This is a genomic window from Emticicia aquatica, assembly GCF_923079645.1.
Lineage (GTDB): Bacteria > Bacteroidota > Bacteroidia > Cytophagales > Spirosomataceae > Emticicia > Emticicia aquatica.
The window spans coordinates 80743-105249 of sequence record NZ_CAKLPY010000003.1 but is presented as its reverse complement, the minus strand read 5'-3'; the positions used below and the strand labels follow the sequence as shown (position 1 = coordinate 105249).

At 34.8% G+C, this 24507-nt stretch carries 21 protein-coding genes; 10 read left to right on the top strand and 11 right to left on the bottom strand.

Going from position 1 to position 24507, the window contains the following annotated elements; all coding sequences use genetic code 11:
* Positions 1–16: 16 nt before the first annotated feature.
* The 4 genes from MJQ71_RS17165 (at position 17) to MJQ71_RS17150 (ending at position 4378) form a co-directional block, all read left to right on the top strand.
* Positions 17–982 (top strand): sodium-dependent bicarbonate transport family permease, encoded by a 966-nt coding sequence (locus MJQ71_RS17165; RefSeq protein WP_238808004.1) that lies wholly within the window; start codon positions 17–19, stop codon positions 980–982.
* 255 nt (positions 983–1237) lie between these two features.
* Entirely contained in the window at positions 1238–2092 is an 855-nt protein-coding gene (locus MJQ71_RS17160) for an N-acetylglucosamine kinase (protein WP_238808003.1), read from the top strand.
* Positions 2093–2236: 144 nt separating this feature from the next.
* Positions 2237–2914, top strand: a complete 678-nt coding sequence (locus tag MJQ71_RS17155) for a glycosyltransferase family 2 protein (protein WP_238808002.1) — start codon at positions 2237–2239, stop codon at positions 2912–2914.
* A gap of 12 nt (positions 2915–2926) precedes the next feature.
* The gene (locus MJQ71_RS17150; RefSeq protein WP_238808001.1) at positions 2927–4378 is read left to right on the top strand and encodes a cellulose synthase family protein; all 1452 of its coding nucleotides are present in this window, start codon (positions 2927–2929) and stop codon (positions 4376–4378) included.
* A gap of 54 nt (positions 4379–4432) precedes the next feature.
* On the opposite strand, the gene cysS is transcribed toward MJQ71_RS17150, so the two are convergent.
* Positions 4433–5920, bottom strand: a complete 1488-nt coding sequence (cysS, locus tag MJQ71_RS17145; RefSeq protein ID WP_238808000.1) for a cysteine--tRNA ligase — start codon at positions 5918–5920, stop codon at positions 4433–4435.
* A gap of 339 nt (positions 5921–6259) precedes the next feature.
* Here cysS and eat point away from each other — a divergent pair, with 339 nt between their 5' ends.
* A complete protein-coding gene (eat, locus tag MJQ71_RS17140; RefSeq protein ID WP_238807999.1) occupies positions 6260–7576 on the top strand; it encodes an ethanolamine permease in 1317 nt (438 codons plus the stop codon).
* A 26-nt stretch (positions 7577–7602) separates the two neighbouring features.
* Positions 7603–8448: a UbiA family prenyltransferase gene (locus MJQ71_RS17135; RefSeq protein ID WP_238807998.1), complete on the top strand. Its 846-nt coding sequence runs from the start codon at positions 7603–7605 to the stop codon at positions 8446–8448.
* Positions 8449–8540: 92 nt separating this feature from the next.
* Here the strand turns inward: MJQ71_RS17135 and MJQ71_RS17130 are convergent, their stop codons facing one another.
* Positions 8541–9053: an RNA polymerase sigma factor gene (locus MJQ71_RS17130; RefSeq protein ID WP_238807997.1), complete on the bottom strand. Its 513-nt coding sequence runs from the start codon at positions 9051–9053 to the stop codon at positions 8541–8543.
* A gap of 338 nt (positions 9054–9391) precedes the next feature.
* On the opposite strand from MJQ71_RS17130, the gene MJQ71_RS17125 reads away from it, so the two are divergent.
* The gene (locus tag MJQ71_RS17125; RefSeq protein ID WP_238807996.1) at positions 9392–10312 is read left to right on the top strand and encodes a sugar phosphate isomerase/epimerase family protein; all 921 of its coding nucleotides are present in this window, start codon (positions 9392–9394) and stop codon (positions 10310–10312) included.
* 77 nt (positions 10313–10389) lie between these two features.
* On the opposite strand, the gene MJQ71_RS17120 is transcribed toward MJQ71_RS17125, so the two are convergent.
* The 5 genes from MJQ71_RS17120 to ald form a co-directional block, all read right to left on the bottom strand.
* On the bottom strand, positions 10390–12720 hold the full coding sequence (locus MJQ71_RS17120; protein WP_238807995.1) for a penicillin-binding protein 1A: 2331 nt from the start codon (positions 12718–12720) through the stop codon (positions 10390–10392).
* Between the two features lie 50 nt (positions 12721–12770).
* A complete protein-coding gene (locus MJQ71_RS17115) occupies positions 12771–13733 on the bottom strand; it encodes a glycosyltransferase family 2 protein (protein ID WP_238807994.1) in 963 nt (320 codons plus the stop codon).
* A 140-nt stretch (positions 13734–13873) separates the two neighbouring features.
* Positions 13874–14584: a tRNA1(Val) (adenine(37)-N6)-methyltransferase gene (locus MJQ71_RS17110; protein WP_238807993.1), complete on the bottom strand. Its 711-nt coding sequence runs from the start codon at positions 14582–14584 to the stop codon at positions 13874–13876.
* Position 14585: 1 nt separating this feature from the next.
* Positions 14586–15215, bottom strand: coding sequence for a ribonuclease H1 domain-containing protein (locus MJQ71_RS17105; RefSeq protein ID WP_238807992.1), 630 nt, complete (start codon positions 15213–15215; stop codon positions 14586–14588).
* Between the two features lie 165 nt (positions 15216–15380).
* Positions 15381–16493 carry an alanine dehydrogenase gene (gene ald, locus MJQ71_RS17100; protein ID WP_238807991.1) on the bottom strand — a complete coding sequence of 371 codons (1113 nt, stop codon included), beginning with the start codon at positions 16491–16493 and terminating at the stop codon, positions 15381–15383.
* Positions 16494–16748: 255 nt separating this feature from the next.
* Here ald and MJQ71_RS17095 point away from each other — a divergent pair, with 255 nt between their 5' ends.
* On the top strand, positions 16749–17207 hold the full coding sequence (locus MJQ71_RS17095) for an Lrp/AsnC family transcriptional regulator (RefSeq protein ID WP_238807990.1): 459 nt from the start codon (positions 16749–16751) through the stop codon (positions 17205–17207).
* Between the two features lie 31 nt (positions 17208–17238).
* Here the strand turns inward: MJQ71_RS17095 and MJQ71_RS17090 are convergent, their stop codons facing one another.
* Positions 17239–17922 carry a response regulator transcription factor gene (locus MJQ71_RS17090; RefSeq protein WP_238807988.1) on the bottom strand — a complete coding sequence of 228 codons (684 nt, stop codon included), beginning with the start codon at positions 17920–17922 and terminating at the stop codon, positions 17239–17241.
* A 26-nt stretch (positions 17923–17948) separates the two neighbouring features.
* The gene (locus MJQ71_RS17085) at positions 17949–19205 is read right to left on the bottom strand and encodes a sensor histidine kinase (RefSeq protein ID WP_238807986.1); all 1257 of its coding nucleotides are present in this window, start codon (positions 19203–19205) and stop codon (positions 17949–17951) included.
* A 209-nt stretch (positions 19206–19414) separates the two neighbouring features.
* On the opposite strand from MJQ71_RS17085, the gene MJQ71_RS17080 reads away from it, so the two are divergent.
* Entirely contained in the window at positions 19415–21034 is a 1620-nt protein-coding gene (locus tag MJQ71_RS17080; RefSeq protein WP_238807984.1) for a sodium:solute symporter family transporter, read from the top strand.
* Positions 21035–21173: 139 nt separating this feature from the next.
* On the top strand, positions 21174–22055 hold the full coding sequence (locus tag MJQ71_RS17075; protein ID WP_238807982.1) for a Ppx/GppA phosphatase family protein: 882 nt from the start codon (positions 21174–21176) through the stop codon (positions 22053–22055).
* A gap of 67 nt (positions 22056–22122) precedes the next feature.
* Here the strand turns inward: MJQ71_RS17075 and MJQ71_RS17070 are convergent, their stop codons facing one another.
* Together MJQ71_RS17070 and MJQ71_RS17065 are read right to left on the bottom strand one after the other, a co-directional pair.
* On the bottom strand, positions 22123–23085 hold the full coding sequence (locus MJQ71_RS17070) for an AAA family ATPase (protein WP_238808261.1): 963 nt from the start codon (positions 23083–23085) through the stop codon (positions 22123–22125).
* A gap of 56 nt (positions 23086–23141) precedes the next feature.
* Positions 23142–24488, bottom strand: a complete 1347-nt coding sequence (locus MJQ71_RS17065; protein WP_238807979.1) for a peptidylprolyl isomerase — start codon at positions 24486–24488, stop codon at positions 23142–23144.
* Between the last annotated feature and the right edge of the window lie 19 nt (positions 24489–24507).

Below are 24507 nucleotides of genomic sequence, written 5' to 3'. Positions count from 1 at the left end.
TTAAAACCAAAGTATTATGAATTTTAATCTACTTATTGAAAATCTAACGAATCCTGCACTTCTATTCTTCGTACTTGGCATTATTGCGGTATATTTAAAAAGTGATTTGGAAATACCGTCCAATACATCAAAGTTCATTTCTCTTTACTTACTATTTTCCATAGGTTTTAAAGGTGGGCAAGAATTATCACACGAACAATTTACAAGCGAAATCGGGTGGTCAATGTTATTTGGAATTAGTATTTCTATGCTAATTCCGCTTTATACTTTCTTTATTCTGAAAAGAAAATTAAGTGTTTATGATGCAGGTGCCATAGCCGCTGCTTATGGTTCAGTAAGTGCTGTAACTTTTGTAACGGCTGTTTCTTATCTTGAATCTCGGCAACTTAGCCTTCATGGCCACATGGTTGCAATAATGGCTCTGATGGAATCTCCCGCAATCATTATCGGGCTGGTATTAATCTCAATTTTTAATAAAGGAGAAAAAGCCACCAAAATTGATATAGTATCCGTAATAAAACACTCTTTAACCAATGGAAGTGTTTTATTAATTTTGGGAAGTCTGATAATAGGATTTATGGCTGATGCCAAACAGGCGGAGGGAATCAAACCATTTACAAACGATTTGTTTAAAGGTTTTCTTGCTATTTTTCTTTTGGACATGGGTATTACAAGCGGTCAAAAACTCAAAGCATTCTTTTCATTCGGTTTATTCCCATTTGCGTTTGCTATAATTATTCCAATACTAAATGGGTGCCTATTCTCACTATTAAGTTCATTTATTACTTCTGACATCACCAATAGGTTCGTATTTGCGGTGTTAGCTGCAAGTGCTTCTTATATAGCTGTACCTGCTGCCATGAAAATAACAGTACCCAAAGCCAATCCAGGGCTTTATTTACCGATGGCACTTGCAGTAACTTTTCCAATAAACATAACAGTCGGTATGCCACTATATTTTCTAATTGTACAACATTCTTGAGAATTACAGGACTATTTTTATTAAAATTAGTCCCCCCCTATTTGCTGAAACAATTTGGAGTTTCTTAATTTATAAAGTTTTATTCAAACTTCAAAAAAATAATTGACCACCACAATTGATAATATGTATTTTGCTAAAGTGTGGCTTTTATACTAAATTTGACATAGAAATTTTTCATTTGTACCAATTTCAACATTTGTACTTCGATTTCTCCACCAAAGCAAAACTACAAAAACGAAGTAAATAGAACCTCGCATGATTCTTATCGCAGATAGTGGCTCGACCAAAACAGATTGGCGGATTTTAGACCAAAATGAAGTAGTTGCACAAACACAAACCGTAGGCTTTAATCCTTATTATCAAGATGCTGATTCGATTGCTAATGAGTTAAAAGCTAATCTTTTACCCATTTGTAAAGGCGAAATAAAACAGGTTTATTACTACGGGACGGGCGTTACTAACGACGAAAAAGCGGCCATTATAAAAGAAGCAATTTTAAAAACTTTTCCTACTTGTCAGCAAATCGACCCACTAAGTGATGTGGTTGGAGCAGCTCGGGCTGCTTGTGGCCGCACCGCAGGAATTGCTTGTATTTTAGGAACAGGTTCTAATTCTATTTATTTTGATGGTGAAAAAACAGGTTTTCAAGTACCACCTTTAGGTTTTTGGCTAGGTGATGAAGGCAGTGGTGGACACTTAGGTAAATCCCTACTGTTGAGTTATTTACACAAAGAAATGCCATTTGAAATTAGACAAAAATTTGAACAAAAATACGGAATATTGGATAGATTGACGGTTTTAGAAAATGCTTATCACAAACCTTTTCCTAATCGTTATTTTGCTACTTTTTCAAGGTTTTTGTTTGATAATCTTGAAAATTATTTTTGTGAAAAATTAGCAGAAAATTGCTTCTTGCAGTTTTTTGAAAAATATATTCTCAAATATCCAATGTGCTATGAAATAAGTTGCAGTTTTGTTGGTTCAATAGCATTTTATTATACCGATTTAATAAGAAAAGTAGCTGATAGTCAAGGAATTAGTGTTAATAAAATCTTAGAATCCCCTATTGCTGGATTGGTTGAATTTCATTCTTTACCAAAAAAAATATAAATACAATTTCAAATAAAAGAAGACTTTTAATAAAAGAATCAACCGAATTATTTACATAAAACTGCATTTTAAAACACTTTTAGTCGGCTTGCTTACCTTTATTTATCTATAAATAACCTAAATTGCGGTCGAAAATTAAGTTTAATGAAAATATTGGTCATCATTCCTGCTTTTAACGAAGCAAAATCAATTGATAAAGTCATTCGAGAAATCCCAAAAGACCTTGTAAATGAGGTTGTTGTGGTCAATAATAATTCGAGCGATGAAACGTCTAAAGTTGCTCGGCAATCTGGAGCAACAGTTTTGGACGAACTTCGACAAGGCTATGGTTTTGCGTGTTTGAAAGGTATTGAATACGCTAAGAAACAAAAACCAGATATTATTGTTTTTTTAGATGCCGATTACTCTGATTTCCCAGAAGAAATGCGGTTGCTTGTCAAGCCAATTATTGACCAAAACTATGACATGGTTATCGGCTCAAGAGCTTTGGGAGAGCGTCAAGCTGGTTCAATGACAATTCCGCAGATTTTTGGTAATTGGCTGGCTACAAATCTTTTACATTTATTTTATGGTGTTCATTATTCAGATTTAGGACCTTTTCGAGCAATAAAATTTGAGCAATTAATAGCCTTAAATATGCAAGATACAACTTATGGTTGGACAGTAGAAATGCAGTTAAAAGCGGCTAAAATGAAAATGAAAACTACTGAAATTGCAGTAAATTACCGACGTAGAGTTGGAAAATCTAAAATTTCAGGAACTGTTAAAGGTACAGTTTTGGCGGGATATAAAATTATCACGACTATTTTTAAATATTTGTAAAATCAATCAGTGATGGAGCTTTTTATTCTTCTTGTTTATGCCATTCCTTTGGTTTTCATATTTTCATATAGTTTAGTGCAGTTGAGCTTAATTATTAATTATTTGAGTCGAAAAAAGTTGATTAGTAAACACTTATCGACTAGCGACAATCTACCTTTTGTTACTATTCAACTTCCTGTTTATAATGAGCTTTATGTAGTTGAGCGATTAATTGATGCAATAGCTGCATTTGACTATCCAAAAAATCGTTTTGAAATACAAATTTTAGATGATTCAACTGATGAAACAGTAGATATTATTGCTCAAAAAACAAAAGAAATTCAAGCAAAAAATATTGATATTCACCACATTAGAAGAGAAAATAGACAAGGATTCAAGGCTGGAGCATTGGCTTATGGTCTAGCATTCTGCAAAGGTGAATTTATTGCAATTTTTGATGCCGATTTTGTTCCTCCTAAAGATTTTTTACAGAAAACAATACCTTATTTTAGCGAAAAAAATGTGGGTGTTGTTCAAACTCGCTGGCAGCATCTCAACGAGAATTACTCTCTTCTCACACACTTACAAGCATTCGGTTTGGATGCTCATTTTACGATTGAGCAAGGTGGAAGAAATGCTAAAAATCACTTTATCAATTTCAATGGAACAGCAGGAATTTGGAGAAAAAAGACCATTGAAAATGCAGGTGGTTGGGAAGCAGATACCTTAACAGAGGATTTAGATTTGAGTTACCGAGCTCAAATGCTAGGTTGGAAATTTGTCTATTTGGAAAATGTTGGTTGCCCTGCTGAACTTCCTGTTACGATAAGTGCCATAAAATCTCAACAATACCGCTGGACAAAAGGAGCAGCCGAATGTGTTGCAAAAAACTTGCGTAAATTATTGACCAACAGCCATTTAAGTATTTCCACAAAGCTACACGGATTTTATCATTTGATGAATAGTGCCGTTTTTGTAGCCGTTTTCTTCTTGTCAATTCTGAGTTTACCAGTAATGTTGGTTGCATCAAATTCCGAAATTTATGATAAATTTTTTCGATTTACAGCTTTATTTCAAGTTAGTTGGGTGATTTTGGGTTGTTTTTATTGGATTTCTTTTCAAAAAACTGGACTCGGTTTTCTGAAATTTGTGAAGCGTTTTGTGCTATTTTTATTATTTATGATGGGACTTTCTTTTCATAATAGCGTTGCTGTTTTAGAAGGTTGGTTGGGACGAAAAACGCCATTTGTTCGTACACCAAAATTCAATATCAATAAACAATCTGATTCTTGGCAAAACAATAAATATTTAGTAAAAACAATTGCAAAAAGTACATGGATTGAGCTTTTGTTGTTTTTCTATTTCGTTACTGCCTTATTTATCGAAATTTATTTGAAAAATTATGGCTTAGTTCCATTTCATCTAATGTTGATTTTGGGCTACGGAAGCATTTTATTTTATACATTTAAGCAAATGAAAAGCTAAAAAAATCCGTGTAAAGTTCAAAACTTCACACGGATACGTAAAAGCGTTGGTCGATTACTCTTCCCAAGCCCAATCAATGCGGTGTTTCATATCTTTAATGGTCATCCCATTTGCTTTGAAGTATGTTCTGATTTCATCCACTTTATCATATTGTTGATTGGCTTTATACTCTCGATAAAGATTTAGCATTCCGTTCAAAACTGCATCCGAATTTTCTGATTTTTCCTCTTTTAGACCTAAAATATCTTCAATAAAAAGAACAAATTTCTCTTTTAATTGATTGAAAGTTTCCTCACCAATTGCAGCAGGTTGCAATTGATTCATGTAAATCATATTGATATATTTCAAAAGATTGAAAAGTTGAGCAATCGCAACCGCTGTGTTCAAATCATCATTAATGGCGTCATAAAAAGCCGTTATTGATTTTTCAATATCAAGTTTTTTCTTTTCATCAATCGTTATTTCTACTGGTTCAAAATTAAGCGTTTTTGCAATTCTTAAACCATTTGTTAAACGTCTGAAACCTTTTTGAGCAGCTTTTAGAGCATCATTTGAAAAATCAAGTGTACTTCTATATTGCGATTGTAGCATGAAAAAACGTACAGTCATTGGACTATAAGCTTGCTCCAATAATGGATGACTTCCTGCAAAAAGTTCTGCTGGCAGAAATGAATTTCCCAATGATTTAGACATTTTTTGTCCATTCACAGTTAGCATATTGGAGTGCATCCAATATTTTACTGGTTCTTTCCCAGTTATGCCTACGCCTTGAGCAATCTCACATTCGTGGTGCGGAAATTTCAAATCCATGCCACCACCATGAATATCAAACGTTGCTCCGAGATATTTTGTACTCATACAAGTACATTCCAAATGCCACCCTGGAAAACCCATTCCCCACGGACTTTTCCATTGCATAATATGTTCGGGGCTAGCTTTTTTCCAAATGGCAAAATCTAAAGGATTATGTTTTTCGGCTTGTCCATCAAGTTCACGGGTTTCATTCAATAAATCGTCCAATATTCGCCCTGAAAGTTTACCATATTCATGTCCACCTTCATTGTATTTATTAATATCAAAATAAACTGAGCCATTCGACTCATAAGCTAAACCTTTATCAATCAATGTTTTAACGGCTTCAATTTGTTCAATCAAATGTCCCGTAGCTGTTGGTTCGATGCTCGGTGGAAGGAAGTTGAATTGTTCTAAAACCGTGTGAAAATCGTTCGTATATCTTTGTACAATCTCCATCGGTTCTAGTTTTTCGAGCTTCGCCATTTTACCGATTTTATCTTCTCCTTCATCGCCATCACCAACCAAATGACCAACATCAGTAATATTTCTTACGTAACGAACTTTATAGCCAATGTGCGTTAGATAACGATAAAGTACATCGAAAGTCATAAAAGTACGGACATTGCCCAAGTGAACATTGTTATAAACAGTTGGCCCACATACGTACATTCCTACATGATTTGGCGTAATAGATTGAAATTCTTCTTTTTGACGAGAAAGTGTATTATAAATTTTCAAATTTTGCATAAAACTGATTATGAATGATTGATTATTCGAGCAAATAATAAGTTCTCAGACTTTATTATCAACCCTAACAAAACTTTATGTTCTTAGAAATAAAAAGAAAAGACTAATTTTTGAATGATTAGCAGCAACAACAACATCGAAAAGCAGACGTATAAGACATTACTTGGGAGTTTTTTTACAAAATTACGCAACGTTATTGAAAACCTACTAATCAAAACGCATTTATTATGCCAAAAAATTGGCTGGTTTGATAGATTTTAAGATTGACTAGACTTATACTTGACTTTTTGAGATTAAACACCTTACTTTAAAGATATTCTCAACAACCCTAAACAAAAAATGTCAAATCATAACGAGCAAAAACTTCAAAAAAGCCTTACGCCAACCCTGCTTTGGGGATTAGGTGTTGGTTATGTGATTTCGGGAATGTATTTCGGTTGGAATCTCGGACTTGAAAAAGGAGGAACACTCGGCATGGCTATTGCCACATTTTTTGTCATTATTCTTTATATAACTTTTGCTTTGAGTTATGCCGAACTCGCCTGTGCTATTCCAAAAGCAGGCGGAGCATTCGATTATGCTAATCGTGCATTGGGTAAAAAATGGGGATTTTTAGCTGGAATGGCCCAAAATATTGAATTTCTATTTGCTCCGCCCGCGATTGCTGTCGGAATTGGAGCTTATTTTAACGCCGTTTTTCCTCAAATTCCAATCCTTTCTGTTGCCATAAGTGCCTATTTGATTTTTACCCTACTCAATATTCTTGGCACAAAACTAGCGTCAACTTTTGAGTTAATTATTACCATTTTTGCGGTTTTGGGTTTAGTGATTTTTTGGTACATCACATTTCCAAAATTTGAAATTAAAAACCTTGTAATCAACAATTTACCAAATGATTTTAGTGGAGCTTTTGCAGCTTTACCATTTGCAATTTGGTTCTTTTTAGGAATTGAAGGCTTGGCAAATGTAGCTGAAGAATCAAATAATCCACAAAAAGATATTACTTGGGGATTTGGCTCTGCAATGGCAACTTTGGTTGTGCTGTGTGTGCTTACTTTTATTGCAGCCGTTGGAGTAAATGGCTGGGAATCAATTGTTTACAAAACCGACGGAAGTGTATCAGACTCACCTTTACCAATGGCGATGAGTAAAATTATGAGCGATAAAAGTGGTATTTATCAAATAATTGTGGCCATCGGTACTTGCGGATTAATTGCTTCGTTTCATGGGTTAGTTTTGGCGGCTGGACGAGCAACTTTTGAATTTGGAAGAGTAGGAAATGCTCCTGCATTAATGGGAAAAGTTCATCCAAAATTTAAAACGCCAGCCAATGCTTTGTTAATCAACATGGCTTTTGGTATCATTGCTTTACTTACCAATTCAACGGCTGATATAATTATCCTTTCTGCTTTTGGAGCTTTGACAATGTATATTTTTTCAATGGTTTCATTACTTGTTTTACGTCAAAAAGAGCCCAATCTGAAACGCCCTTTTCGAGTACCATTTTACCCGATTTCACCAATTATTGCATTACTTATTGCATCTATTGCATTAATTGCCATGATAATTTATAACTTTAATTTATCTTTAATATTCTTCGGTATTTTGGTTGGAAGCTATATTCTTGCCCAATTTCTTAAATCAGATTTGAAATAATTAGCCAACATTATACAATTAAACAGATGACTGCTAAAGATATTTTATTACATTTTAGATTACCTTTTTCGTTTTTTTTAATGCCTGTTTATTGGTTTGCTATTAGTCAAACTCCTAATTTAGACCACCCAAAAGCTATTTGGATTTTTATCATTCTTCATGTTTTTATTTATCCTGCCAGCAATGCCTATAATAGCTATTTCGACAAAGATGAAGGAAGTATTGGTGGACTAGAAAACCCACCCGCTGTTGATAAAAAACTATTTTGGGCCTCATGGATTGTTGATTTTCTTGCAATACTTATCAGTTTTTTTGTAATTGACCCTCTTTTTGCTGGAATGATTCTGATTTACGGTTTAGTGTCAAAAGCATATAGCAATGATAAGATTCGTCTAAAAAAATACCCAATCCTTAGTTGGTTTATTGTTGGACTTTTTCAAGGAGCTTTTACTTATTTTACAGTAATTTTAGCTTTTACCAAGAATATCCAAAACCTACAAGAACAATTATTGCCAGCCATTATAAGTACAATAATGCTTTGGGCTGTTTATCCAATGTCACAGATTTATCAGCACGAAGAAGACGCCAAACGAGGCGATACAACATTGAGTATTTTGTTAGGAATTAAAGGCACATTTGTATTCACAGCTATTGTTTTTTCAATTGCTTTTGCTGCATTTTTCATTTATTTCACACAAAACAATTTTATCGTTTTATTGATTTTCAATTTTCCGACACTTGTCTTTTTTGGTTGGTGGTTTTTGAAAGTTTGGAAAGATAAAAGTCAAGCGAATTTCAAAAACACAATGTGGCTTAATTTATTGGCATCGATTTGTCTAAATGGCTTTTATGTTTGGTTATGCGTAAAATAAAAAAGGTTATCCGCAATGCTGATAACCTTTTTGAACCTTCCTCTTTTTTAACCAAAAACTACAATTACGGCTGTCTAACCGTCAATAATATTTTAATAAGAATAAGCATACATATAGAGCTTATCTTTCAATTCTTTACGTGCAATATGGATTCTGTTTTTCACGGTACCAATTGGAATACTTAATTTTTGAGCAATCTCGTGGTATTTAAACCCTTTAAAGTGCATCAAAAAAGGCATTTTATAAGCTTCGTCTAAAGTTTCAACAGCATTATTAATATCTTCCATTGCAAACTCTGAGTAAGCGTTATTATCAATACTACTTTCCATGTTATTGATATAATGCAAATTATCGGTCGTATCAATGAAAGTATTTTTTCTCACCATTCGTTGATAGTTCGTGATGAACGTATTCTTCATAATGGTGTAAAGCCATGCTTTCAAATTTGTTCCATCAGAATATTTATCTCGATTCAAAAATGCTTTCATCAGCGTATCTTGTAATAAATCATTCGCATCTTCGTGGTCTTTTGTTAACCTCATTGCAAATGGTTTTAATGATTTTGATGTTTTTGATATTGCGGAGTTAAATTCGACGGAAGTCATAGTTCTGTTTGTTTTTGTTGAAGCAAAGTTAAACAAACTTAAACAAAAAAAGCAAGTCTTTTAAGATTTTATTTTTATAAACTTTACAAATTCTAAATTTTACCATTAAAATGATACTTAATTTTGTATTAATTGCCTAGAAACAGATGTATTTTGGATATTTCATACTACCTAACCAAAAATATATTGTTTAATAAAAACTAGACAACAATAAACAAACTCGTACATCAGGATAAATTTGTTTTAGTTTATATATACGCAGCATAAACAAAATAAGATTTCGTAAAGAATAATTTTGTTTATATTTTTACCAGACAAACTTCTATTCAACAATAATTATGTTAAAACTCGGATTTGTAAGTGCTATTTTAGCCGATTTTGGCTTTGAGCATGTCGTAAATTTTGCTTCTACTCATGGTTTCTCTTGCCTCGAAATGATGTGTTGGCCTACTGAGGGCGGAGATAATCGTCGTTATGCAGGCGTTACACACATCAATGTTGATCAACTTGATGCAGGGCAAATCAAATACATTAAATCATATTTGCACGAAAAAAATATCAGTATTTCGGGTTTAGGTTATTATCCAAATCCTTTAGATGCTGACAAGAAAAAAGCGGAATTTTATATTGAGCATATTAAAAAAGTTATTCGTGCTTGCAACACTTTACACGTACCAGTGATGAATACTTTTATTGGTCGTGACCCAAAAAAGAATATTCAAGAAAACCTTAAAACTTTTAAAAAAGTCTGGAAACCAATTATCGAAACGGCAGAGCAAGAAGGCATCAAAATTGGCATAGAAAATTGCCCGATGTTTTTTACAAACGACGAATGGCCAGGGGGAAAAAACCTAGCAATTAGTCCAGCCGTTTGGGACAGAATGTTTGAAACTTTTAAAACGCCATTATTTGGTTTGAATTATGACCCTTCGCACATGATTTTTCAGATGATGGATGAAATAAAACCAATTTATCAATACAAAGACCGTTTGCACCATATTCATTTGAAAGATGTAAAAGTTTATCATGACAAGTTAGATAGGGTTGGTATTTTGGCTAATCCGCTCGAATACCATTCGCCAAAACTTCCTGGTTTAGGAGATGTCCGTTGGGGAAAATTCTTTGCGGCTCTTACGGATGTTCGTTACCGTGGGCCAGTGGTTATTGAAGTGGAAGACAAAGCTTATGAAGGAAGCCCTGATGATATTACAAAAGCGATTTTGCAGAGTAGAAATTATATTCGTCAATACTTACCTTGATAAATATCGCTGAAGAATTCAACAAAAAAAACTCCAGATTTTGGAGTTTTTTTTGTTGAATCTACGCTTTAATAAATTTATAATTGGTCATCTTCAACAGGCTTTGCCGTTGGGGGTGTATATTTTTGCGTTGAATCAATATATGCACCTTCTCCAGCCGTAAAAACACAATCACCCGAAACGGATACTGTTGATGGTTTCAAGAATGAACCTTTTTTATATTCTAAAGTTTTATCAGCATAAACTTTCTGAAAAAAACCACCCCAAGTTGGCATTGAAAGTCTTGCTCCTTGTCCTAAATTAATATCTCTAAAGTGAATCGTTGGGTCATCACCACCTGTCCAACCGCCTGCAACAAGCGTTGGCGAAATTCCCATAAACCAACCATCCGAGAAGTTTGAAGTAGTACCTGTTTTAGCAGCAATTTCGTTGCCATCTAAAACGCCATATCGACCAAGTCCTGCCGCTGTACCGCCAGGTTGGGTTGCTCCACGCATTAGGTGAATCATTTTATAGGCCGTTTCCTGGCTAATAACCTCTTTACTATCCGAATAATATTCCTTGATGATTTCTCCATTTTTATCTTCAATTCGGGTTACAAAAATTGGCTCGGTATATTTCCCTTGATTAGCAAAAACACAATAACCAGACATTAATTCATATAAAGAGACATCACCGATTCCTAAACATATAGCAGGAACTTCGGGCAAATCACTTTTTATACCTAATTTATGGGCGTATTTGATAACATTACTAGCTTTAAACTGATTAATTAAATACGCACTCACTGTATTGATTGATTGTCCTAAAGCTTGACGAAGTGTAAGCGAACGATAAGAATAAACACCGTCAGAGTTTTTGGGAGTCCAACTTCCTCCTGGAATTGGAATCGTAATAGGCTGGTCAATTACTTGTTCACAAGTTGAAAATCCATTATCAATTGCTGTTACGTAAACAAAAGGTTTGAACGTTGACCCAGGTTGACGTTTCCCTTGAAAAACGTGGTCATATTTGAAGTATTTATAATTTATTCCCCCAACCCAAGCTTTGATTTGTCCATTTCTTGGATCCATTGCCATGAAACTTGAATGCAAGAAATACTTATAATGACGAATCGAATCCATTGATGAAAGAACCGTATCACGCTCACCTTGCCACGTGAAAACTCGCATTTTAGTAGGCTTATTCATTTCACGCCAAATCTTATCAACATCACCGTCATAGGCTTCTTTTAATTCTCGATATCGTCCTGAAGTTTTAGCAATATTTTCGATGAAATTTGGAATTTCTACATACTTACCTTCTTTAGATTTTGACTCCAAAACCCATGGACGCCCCTTCCCTTTCCAGTGAGCATAAAATTTCTTTTGTTGGTCTTTCATATTCTCAACTAAAGCTTCTTCGGCGTAGGCTTGCATGTGAGAATCAATCGTGGTATAAACCTTAAATCCTTTTGTATAAATATCATTGGCATCATAGCCTTCTTTCACAATTTCTGCCTTGAGCCAATCTTTCAAGAATTGACGAAAATAAGGTGCAGGCCCAGAATTATGGCTTTCGGGTGAATAATTTAAGACGACTGGCTTTTCTTTGAGCATTTCGCCTTGTTCGAGCGAGATTTTATTATACTTTACCATTTGGTCAAATACAATATTTCGACGAGTTTTGGCAGCAACCGGATGTAATTTTGGGTTAAATCTTGATGGGTTTTGAATCATTCCAACCAAAATTGCCGCTTCTTCTGGATTGAGTTCACTCGGACTTTTCTTGAAATAGGTTTTTGCTGCCGATTTAATACCAAAAGCTCCACTACTAAACTCAATCGTATTTAGGTATTTTTCCATAATTTCTTGCTTCGTATAACGACGCTCAAGTTTTATGGCCGTAATCCATTCTTTTGTTTTGATGAGCAATTGCCTAACACCTGGCACGTAATATAATGGACCTTTATAGAAATCATCTTCACGTAGTTTGAAAAGGTTTTTGGCCAACTGCTGCGAAATTGTACTTCCTCCCCCTTTGCGTTGACCTGTAAAAACACCCATTATCACCCGCAAAGTACTGCGTGCATCAATACCCGAATGTACCGTAAAACGCACATCTTCAGTAGCAATTAATGCATTAACGATATTGGGAGAAAGCTCATTAAAATCAATCGGGCTTCGATTTTCGTAGGCAAACTTTCCTATCACTTTACCATCTGATGAAATTACTTCTGACGCAATTTCGCTATTAGGATTATCTATATCATCCGAACTTGGCATTTTACCAAATAACCAAAAGAAGTTGAATGTTACAGCAATCAAATAAATTATAAAAGCAATAGTTCCGTATTTGGTAAATTTCCAGATTTTTCCAATTATATTTTGGTATTTTCCGGTAGCTAATTCGGGAAGGGATAATTTCATTTTTATCAGGTCAATGAGTGTTTTATTTTATTTCAACCAAAAATCGTGGGTTATCCTAGTTCTTCTTCTATCAAATATTCGTCTTTCTTAAAGTTTTGTTTAACGAAAAGTTCACCAATGAATCCTGCCAAAAATAGCTGTGAACCAATGATAATAGCAACAATTGCCAAAAAGAAAGACGGATTATCTGTTACATTACGATAACGAAGTCCTTGACTAATATTGTATAATTTTTCAAAAAGTAGGTAAATTGCCAACACGCTACCAACCATAAATGACAACACGCCCATTGTACCAAAAAAATGCATCGGGCGACGGCCAAATTTATTAACAAAAGCAACCGTTAGCAAATCAAGAAAACCAAAAATGAAGCGTTCAAGACCAAATTTTGTAGTGCCGTATTTGCGAGCTTGGTGTTGAACAACTTTTTCGCCAATCTTTTTGAAACCATTCCACTTAGCAATAATAGGAATATTACGGTGCATTTCGCCATAAATCGTAATACTTTTCACGACTCTTGATCTATAAGCTTTCAACCCACAATTAAAATCATGTAATTGAACGCCCGAAACCCAACGAGAAATACCATTAAATAGCTTCGTAGGAAGTGTTTTACTTATTGGGTCGTAGCGTTTCTTTTTCCAACCCGAAACCAAATCATACTCATCTTCAGTAATCATCCGATAAAGTTCTGGGATTTCGTCAGGACTATCTTGCAAATCCGCATCCATCGTAATCACAACATTACCTTTAGTATGCACAAAAGCCGTTTGTAAAGCGGCCGTTTTACCATAATTTCGAATAAACTTAAACCCTTTAACTGCCTGATTATTAGCCGATAATTTACGAATAACTTCCCAAGAATCGTCAGTACTGCCATCATCTACAAACAAAACTTCATAAGAAAATTGGTGGGTTGTCATTACCCTGACTATCCAATCATGTAGTTCGGGCAGCGATTCGGCTTCGTTGTAAAGAGGCACAACGATTGATATTTGAAGTGGTTGGTTCATCGGAAAGCGGTTTCAGATTTTAAGCATTTGCTTATTGCTGAATTAAATTTTTATGTTAAATTCCCTATTAAATATCGGGATTATTTCAATTTTAATTATTTATTTGACCAATCAGAAAGTCAATTATATCGTTTATCTATTTAAAAAATCAAATAATAATCTTTCATTAATGTTCGGAAAGCTTCTGAATAAATTACGCTTCTTTCTTCATGAATTTCTAATGTATTTTCTTCATAATTGTTTGCTGGTTTATCAAGAAAAGTAGCAATTACTCTAAAAATAGGTTTTGATTCATCATGCCGAATTAGTATTTTTTTTGACAAATATAATCCTTTTTTTTGTGCAATTTGAATCAATTTTTCAATCTCAAAAGGAGGAAGTAATACCACAAATTTTCCGTTAGATTTTAATAATCTCACTACAGAATCTATTAACTCTTCAAAACTTAGTTCAACGGCATGTAAAGCTTTGTTGGTTTGATTATCTATTGATTTTAGAGATTTTTGATAAAAAGGAGGATTTGAAATAATCAAATCATAGCCTTGGGTAGCAACAAATGATTGAATTCGCTGGTGATGAACTACAATTTTATCGCTAAATTTACTTACCGATACATTCTCAAAAGCTTGACTATAAGCATCTTCGTCAATTTCAACGGCATCAATTTTAGCAAAAGACCTCTGAGCAAGCATTAATGACAAAAGCCCCGTTCCAGTACCAATATCCAAAATATTTTTTACATTTTCCACATCGGTCGATGCTCCTAAAATACACGCATCTGTGCAGACTTTCATGGCACAGCGGTCTTGGTTAATTGTGAAATGTTTGAATGTAAATGAATTTTTCGGCATACTATTTTCTTCCAAAATCAGCAGGATTTTCGCCCCAATAATCAGTTTCCCACTTGAGTACTTTATTTGGATAGTTATTATCTTGCAGCCATTTTACGGCACGTTCCAATAAATCAAAAACTTCGGCATTGCCTGTTCCTTCTTCCAATTTTGTATTTGCTTTCTTATTTTTCACCCAACTGATGGCGGTTCGAGAATCAGAGTAAATGGGCAATGAAGAATTTTGTTTTTTGAGGTGAGCCAACGCATGAACAATCGCCAAAAACTCGCCAATATTATTAGTTGCTTGCGGAAATGGGCCTTTATGAAACAAACGTTCTTTGGTTTTGAGGTAAAACCCTTGATATTCCATGTCTTTTTTTACCGAATTCCAAGCTGCATCAACTACAACAGATTCCAAATTTGGCGGAGGGAAAGCCGATTTCGGTAATTTAGTTTGTTTTTGTTCGGCTTTCTGAACGTGCTTCCAATAGTTTTCTTCTAAAGCTTTTTCTGCTTCATTTTTCGATTCAAAAGCTTTATATTTTGCACCTTGAACTCCTTCAACTTGCTTTTTACAGTCATCCCATGAGTCATAAACTCCTTTCTTTCGACCTTCCCAAACTGTATAAAATTTTTGTTTTTTTGCCATTTTGCAAAATTGCAGAAAATTGTGGTTTTTAGAAGTATTTATCGAAAAAAAACGTTAATTTTTATCTAATCATATATTCGTTTTTCAAAATTCTCTTAAACAAAAAAGCCCTTTCTCAATTAAGAGAAAAGGCGATTATTTATAAAAGGGGATTTGAACTAATTTTTATAAAATGTCATCTACTTCACTCAACTCCAAGCCCCACGCATCTGCCACTCCTTTGTAAACTATCTTTCCGTTGGCTACATTGAGTCCTTTTTTCAATTCCTCATTTTCGCTACAAGCCTTTTTCCATCCTTTATTTGCTAATTGAACTGCATAAGGTAAAGTTGCATTTGTCAATGCAAGTGTTGATGTATAAGGCACTGCACCAGGCATATTTGCGACACAATAATGAACAATATCATCAATAATAAATGTTGGATTTTCATGCGTAGTTGGTGTACAAGTCTCTATACAACCGCCTTGGTCAACAGCTACGTCAACAACAACCGTTCCTGCACGCATCAATTTCAACATATCACGCGTGATGAGATGCGGAGCTTTCGCACCTGGAATAAGAACCGCTCCAACAACCAAATCAGCTTCAGCAATGGCTTCACAGATGTTATAATGGTTTGACATAATTGTTGTTACGTTTGGTGGCATGATGTCCGACAAATAACGTAAACGTGGCAAGCTTACATCCATAATTACAACTCTTGCTCCTAAGCCTGCGGCCATTTTTGCCGCTTGTGTACCTACTATTCCTCCACCTAAAACCAATACTTTGGCTGGTGGAACTCCTGGCACACCACCCAACAAAATACCTTTTCCACCTGATGGTTTTTCTAAATATTTGGCTCCTTCTTGAATCGCCATACGGCCTGCAACTTCTGACATTGGTACTAACAATGGCAAACTACGGTCTGTTTTTTCTACTGTTTCGTAAGCTAAACAAACCGCTCCACGCTCAATCATGGCATGAGTTAATGGTTCAGAAGATGCAAAGTGAAAATACGTAAATAATAATTGGTCTTTTTTGATGAGCGGATACTCAGATGCAATTGGTTCTTTTACCTTGATAATCATTTCAGCAATTGCGTAAACTTCTTCAATTGTTGGCAAAGTTTCTGCACCTGCTTTCACATACTCATCATCACTAAAACCACTACTTTCTCCGGCACTAGCTTGCACATACACTTTGTGTCCATGCTTTTTCAATTCGGCCACACCCGCAGGGGTGAGAGCAACACGATTTTCGTTGTTTTTGATTTCTTTTGGTACTCCGATTATCATAATACTTTTGTTATATTGATGAAGTGTAACTGCTCGCTGCTACGATTTTCTGTAGCAGCGATTTAATTTTATATGAAGTGTAATTGCTCCACAAAATTAGTACATAAAGAAAATATTATTGTTATATTTGAAAAAATAAGAAACTATTCATTTAAAATTAAATTTTTAGGGAAAATATTTCTAAAAATGCAACATTTCTCAATTCTGAAAAGAAAAAAATTCTGATAAAATAACATTCAACTTATTTGTTTCACCATGAACCTTGACGACACTGACAAAAAAATATTGCGTTTATTACAAGAAGATGCCCATTTGACGCTGAAAGATATTGCTAAACAAATAAATCTTTCACTTACGCCTGTGCATGACCGAGTTAAGCGATTACAACAGGAAGGAATTATTGAAAAATACGTAACAATTTTGAATAAAAAGAAATTAGGCAAAAATCTAACCGTTTATTGTCAAGTTACGCTAATCAAGCAAACGCATGACACTTCTGAAGGTTTCAATCAATCCATACAGAATTTGCCCGAAGTGGTAGAATGTAACTTTGTTTCGGGAAGTTTTGATTATATGCTCAAAATTGTTGTGCCAGATATGGAAAGTTATCACCAATTTCACCAACAAAAGCTTTCTGTTTTATCGGGGGTTTCATTGATACACAGTTTTTTTGTGATGTCAGAAGTAAAAAGCACAACCGTCTTGCCAATTTAGGGATAAAGACTTTCTATAAATTTTTGCAATTTTAACAAGCAAATCTAAAACCGATTCCGTGTACATTTTCGATTTTTATGGAAGAGTCTTCGGCAAGCATTTTACGAAGACGAGTAACAAAAACATCCAAGCTTCGACCTAAAAAATAATCGTCACGCCCCCAAATGGCCGTTAAGATTTCGTCACGTTTAATTACTTGATTTTTTCGTTCGCACAAATATTTCAAAACTTCAGCTTCACGGTGAGTTAGTTGTTCAAGTTTTGTTGAAGATTTTAGTGTAAGTTGCTGATAATCAAACTCATAAAACCCAATTTCCCAGTTCCCAAGCCCTTCGGTATGCATTTTATTAATGTCTTTTCTTTTCAGAAAAATCTTAATTCTTAGGCTTAATTCTTCAATACTGAAGGGTTTTGTTACGTAGTCATCGCCACCAATTTTCAGACCTGTAATACGGTCTTCTTGCATTGTTTTGGCAGTTAAAAAAATGATTGGTACTTGCAGATTTTGTTTTCGTATTTTTTCTGCCAATGAAAACCCATCAAGTTCGGGCAGCATCACGTCCAATAAACAAAGGTCATATTTTTCTTTACTAAAACTTTTCCAAGCTTCCTTTCCATCTTGAAAATGTACAATTTCATACCCTTCTAATTCGAGATTATCTTTTGTTACAAACCCTAAATTTGGGTCATCTTCAACGTAAAGGATTTTAGACATTTTAAATGGCGAATAGATGAATATTGTTAGTTTTCTTGTTTCATTATTACTTTAAAAGTACTTCCTTGCCCAACTTCACTCTCCACAATTATTTGCCATTTATGGGCTTTAACAATTTGATTAACATAACTTAAACCCAAACCGAAACCTTTCACATTATGCAAATTGCCTGTTGGAACTCGATAAAACTTTTTAAATATTTTATCAATACTTTCTTTCGGAATCCCGATGCCTTTATCGCTTACCGAGAAAACAATCGCATCCTCAATATTTTCGGTTTTTATAGTAATACAAGGCGGTTTTGACGAATATTTTATAGCATTTTCAAGCAAATTTCTAATCAAACTTACCAATTGGGTTCTATCAGCATAAACGCTTGGTTTAGTGGCTTTTAGTTCGAGTTTCAAACAATCTTCAAGTTCTGCTTGCACACCTTCCGTAACCTCATTTATCAAACTATGCAATTCTTGCAATTGTATCTCTAATTGCATTTTACCACGCTCAAGCCTTGCGGTATTCAATACGGTTTCGACTTGTATTTTGAGACGATTATTTTCTTGGCGAATAATCTGAACGTATTTTTTCAAACGCTCAGGTTGTTCCATTATTTTATCCTGACTCAAAACATCCGTCGCAATACGTATTGTTGAAATTGGCGTCTGAAACTCGTGCGTCATGTTATTAACAAAGTCACGTTGTACTTCACTGAGGCGTTTTTGGCGTAAAATAACAAACATTGCATAGCCAAAAAACACAGTTACGATTAATGTTATGAGTGAAGAAATCAACCAAATATCCAATTTACTCGCTAAAAAGCTAGTTTTACTTGGAAACCTTACACCAAAGTAATTGATATATTTATCTGTTTTGGGTAAAGACTTGGCAATACTTTTATTTTCTTCAAAATTAGCTGTGATATAAGCACCATAAATTATTTTTTCGGTATCACAGTCGTAAATTCCATATTCAAAATCAGTATTTAGGTTTTGTTTTCTAAATTCTTCTTTCAAATAATGTTCCAAAACATCCGCTTCTAATGGAACTCTAAGATTTACTACGTAATAATCTGAAGAAAGTTGACTAACAGGATTATCAAAATTGGAGAGTTTATATAACGCAGAAATACGATTCGCTACATTACGCAACGAAATCATAACAGTTTGTCGAAATTGTTGTTCTTTTAGGTCAAAAGCACGTTTTACCCAGTAGGCCTGCACAGCTATAATTCCCGAAATCGAAAGCGTACCGAGTAAAATCAGAAGCCTGATAGTATTTCTATTCAAAACGGGACAGTTTTTTTGTAAAACTAAACAAAACTTACTTTATTTCAAAAAATTAAGATTTGTTTGTATTTTACGTTCATTAATAAATTTTGACAATTCAATTGTTTCTTCTAAAAGCAATGATTTTTCTTTGAAAAAGCAAATTTTCTACCTTAATTTGCCTTACTATTAAAATGTTATTTTGACACTTATAATCAACCCTAAGCAATATGCAAAAACTACAAACAATTGACTATTTAGTTTTTCTATTCTATTTCATTATCGTAGCTGGTTATGGCTATTGGATTTACAACAAAAAGAAATCTGCACAAGCTTCTACTAAAGACTTCTTTTTAGCCGAAGGGTCACTTACTTGGTGGGCAATTGGTGCATCTTTAATTGCTTCTAATATTTCGGCGGAGCAAATGATTGGTATGTCGGGCAATGGTTTTTCGATGGGATTGGGAATTTCGACATACGAATGGATGGCAGCCGCAACCCTAATTATCGTTGCCGTTTTTTTCATGCCAATTTACTTGAAAAACAATATTTCAACAATGCCTCAGTTTTTGAGTCAACGTTATAATAAAACGGTGAGCTTAATCATGGCAATTTTTTGGTTATTGCTTTACATCATGGTAAATCTAACTTCAATCTTATATTTGGGAGCTTTGGCGGTTTCGGGTATTTCGGGCTTAGATTTTTACACATGTATGATATTTTTGGCAATTTTTGCTATTATCATTACAATCGGTGGTATGAAAGTAATTGGATATACTGACGTAATACAGGTGTTTTTCTTAGTAATTGGTGGTTTGGCTGCTACTTATTTAGCGGTGACTCTTGTTTCATCAAAATACGAGTTGACTGGCCTTGTTAATGGTTTCAAAATGATGACACAAAATCATGACGACCATTTCCACATGATTTATCCAAAAGGTAACCCAAATTATATGTCACTACCAGGTTTAACTGTACTTTTCGGTGGGATGTGGATTGTAAATCTAAATTATTGGGGTTGTAATCAATATATTACGCAACGTGCATTAGGTGCAAATCTTGATACGGCTCGTAACGGTTTATTGTTTGCAGCATTCCTTAAATTATTGATGCCTGTTATTGTTACTTTGCCTGGTATTGCGGCTTATGCTCTTTACCAAAAAGGGTTGTTTCACGAAGAAATGCTTGGTGTTGATGGCACTTTTAACCAAGATAGAGCTTATCCTGTATTGTTGAACTTATTGCCAATGGGGTTGAAAGGTCTTTCATTTGCGGCACTGACGGCCGCGGTAGTTGCATCTTTGGCAGGTAAAGCCAATAGTATTTCTACTATTTTTACTTTGGATGTTTTCAAGCCTTATTTTGCAAAAGATATGACCGAAAAAAACCTTGTATTGGTAGGACGTTTGGTGATTGTAATTGCCATGATATTGGCTATCGTGATTTCTCCATTTATGGGAATTGAGAAAAAAGGTGGTTTCCAATTTATCCAAGAAATGACAGGATTGCTTTCACCAGGTATTTTTGCTGCCTTTATTATGGGCTTTTTCTGGAAAAAAACTAATTCGGCGGGAGCATTTTTTGCAATTGTTGGTGGATTCTTAATCGCACTTTCTATGCACAATAACTGGCTTCCAGGTGCCGATTGGAGTACAGTTCCATTCTTAGACCGTATGGGTTGGGTATTTGTAATATGCGTAGCCGTAATGTTTGTTTTAAGTTTGGTATTGACCGACGAGAAAAAAGGCCTTGAAATTGATGCTGCTATGTTTAAAACATCAAAAGGTTTTGCGATTGGAGCAGGAATTGTTTTCATTATAATCATTTCGCTTTATTCGTACTTCTGGTAATTATATTCTTTAGAAAATAAAAAGGTGCTGTGATAAATCGCAGCACCTTTTTTATTTTCCCAAACAATTAAAACGAAATGCTTACTTTTGCAAAAGTATATCTTTAACCAAAGAATGACTCTCAAAAAAGTTAGTTTTTATGAAAATTGCCGCCATTGATATTGGCTCAAATGCCGCTCGAATGCAGATTTCATCGGTATTGACCAACAAAAATAAGATTAGCTTCAAAAAAGTCGAATATGTGCGTTTTGCCCTTCGTTTGGGAATGGATGTATTTAACAAAGGAAGTATTTCGTACGAAAGCGAAGCTCGAATAAAAAAATTATTACAAGCCTATCAACTTTTAATGGAACTCCACGAAGTAGATGCCTATATGATTTGTGCTACAAGTGCCATGCGTGAAGCCGAAAATGGCATTAATATAGTAGAGCGAATTAAAAGTGAATTAGGCATGGAAATACATTTGATTGAAGGTGAACAAGAAGCAGAGCTAATCAATAATGTAATTGTATTAGTACTTGAAGACCAACAGACTTATCTACATATTGATGTTGGCGGCGGAAGTACGGAACTTAATATCTATAAAGGTCGGGAGAAAATAGCTGCAAAATCATTTAAAATTGGCTCTGTACGTTTGCTCGAACACAAAGAAGCTCCTGACGTTTGGAAAAAAATGCAATCTTGGGTAAAAACCAATGTTCCCAGCCATGAAAATGTTATTGCAGTTGGAACAGGTGGTAATATCTCGAAGCTTTTTAATATGATTGAAAACAAAAAAGAGAGTAAAGCTTCGTTGAAAGACCTCGAAAAAATGCGAAATTACATTGAAAAATTTAGTTTAGAAGAACGTATGAATCGACTTCAACTGAATGCTGACCGTGCTGATGTAATTGTACCTGCTTCTGATATTTATATCTCTGCCATGAAATGGGCGGGAGCAACAGAAATTATGGTTCCTGACTTGGGTCTGAAAGATGGAATATTGATGTTAGTTTACGAAACTTTGATGAATGAAGAGTAACTATTTATTCATCAATAAAAAAGCTCAATGATTGATTCATTGAGCTTTTTTATTTGATAATTCATTTTTACAACATCTTCTTAATAATTTCTTCTACAGAAACATTCTCAGCCTCAGCTTTGAAATTCCTTACCAAACGATGGCGTAAAACCGAAACAGCTACAGCTTTTACATCTTCAATATCTGGCGAGTATTTACCACTGATAAGAGCGTTACATTTTGCTCCTAAAATTAGATTTTGAGACGCTCTTGGGCCAGCTCCCCATTCAAGATATTTGTTGGTTTCGGTAGAAGCCATCTCTGAATTTGGACGAGTTTTATGAACCAAACTTACTGCATATTCTACCACATTGTCTGGCACAGGTACTCGACGCACTAAATGTTGAAAATATAAAATTTCTTCACCCGAAAGAACTTTATTAACTGTCGTTTTACGGTCTGAAGTTGTATTTTTTACAATATCTAATTCTTGTTTATAAGAAGGATAATCGAGCGTTACCATAAACATAAAACGGTCGAGTTGAGCTTCTGGCAATGGATATGTTCCTTCTTGTTCGATTGGATTTTGAGTTGCCAACACGAAAAATGGACGGCCAATACTATGTTTTTTCCCCCCAACAGTCACTGCAAATTCTTGCATGGCTTCAAGTAATGCCGATTGTGTTTTTGGTGGAGTACGGTTAATTTCATCAGCCAAAACGATATTAGCAAATACAGGTCCTTTGATAAATCTGAAATTACGTTCATTATCGAGGGTTTCAGAGCCTAAAATATCAGAAGGCATCAAATCTGGTGTAAACTGGATACGATTAAAGTCCAAGTCCAAGGCCGATGCCATCGTTTGAATTAATAACGTTTTCGCTAAACCTGGCACGCCGACCAAAAGGCAGTGGCCTTGACAAAAAATAGCGGTCAATAACAAGCGAACCGTCTCGTCTTGGCCAACAATTACTTGTCCGATTTCATTTTGTAATTGGTGAAATGCCACTTTTAAGGCATCGGCAGCTTCTACGTCCGAGGTAAATTTAATTTTGCTCATCTATCAATTGGTGAATTTATAACACCCAATATTTTAATAAAATCAATTTAATATTCAACTCCTCCACTTATTCGGTCTTTACCGAAAATATTACACGATTCAAACTCTGGGTCTATTTTTATATAAACATCTGCTGTTGCCTTTTTGAACCACTTTTCAATTTCTACATTCCTCTTTTCCATCGTTGCAAACTCCTTGAGTTTCTCAAAATCATCTTGTAAACTGGCTTTATGCGGAGCGTGTTTTGCTTTGTAATAAATTATTCTTACTCCTGTTTTACCATCTTCACTTCTAAAAGGCAGGGGTGCAGTAATCGTGCCAACTTTCATAGAATCAATCGTAAAGTAAAGCGTCGGTTCCATGGTTTCATCTAACGGCATTCGGTTAGAGCCAGTCTGAGGGTCAATCAAGATTCCGCCTCCGTCTTGTGTTCCTTTGTCATCCGAAAAATCTTTTGCAGCCTTCTCAAATTTAATACTATCTTTCACTATTTCAGTACGAATACTATCTAAAAATTTTGACGCATCTTTTACATCTAATCGGTTATAATCAGGACGTAGCAAAATATGACGTGCATGAAACTCCTGCCCACGAATTTCGAGCGTTTGGATTAGGTGTAAACCAAAATCTGACTCTACAACATCCGACATTTCGTTTGGTTTTAATTTCATGGCCGATGCTTCAAATTGTGGTACCATTTGCCCACGCTTTGACCAACTTAAATCACCACCATATTGTCTTGAACCTGGGTCTTCTGAATATTCTTTGGCTAAATCCTCAAACTTCTCACCTGCTAAAATACGACGTTTATAGTCCAACAGTCTTTCTGATAATTCTTCCTTTTGAGCTTTTGTAACTTTCGCAAAACGCACAATGTGTGCCAACTCTACTTCAGTCGGTATTTCAGGAATACTATCTTTCGGAATACGGCTGAAAAACTTTCTAACTTCGTTTGGCGTAATTTTAAGATTTTCAGTAATTTTTGCTTGCATTTTTTGAGCAGTCAATTGCTCTCTTACTTGTGAACGAACTTCACTTTTCAATGTTTCCAATGACTTCCCAAATTGCTCTACGATATTTTTTTCGTTACCGTAAAGTTGAATCATTTGCTGCATTCGAGCTGTCAATTGGTCATCTACTTGCTTATCTTCAACTAATACTGAGTCAATTTCGGCTTTTGCTACCAACAATTTATTGACCACCATGCTCTCCAATGCTTGACATTTGGTAACGGGTTGTTGCTGTTGAGCTCCACGAATATAGAGCTGCTCAACTTCTGAACGTAAAATGATATAATTATCAACTTTTGCTACGATACGGTCAATGTTGACTGGTTTTTCTTGCGATAATGCCAACATTGGAAGGCAAATCAATAGGAATAATTTCTTTAACATTTTATTTATTTGATACTTG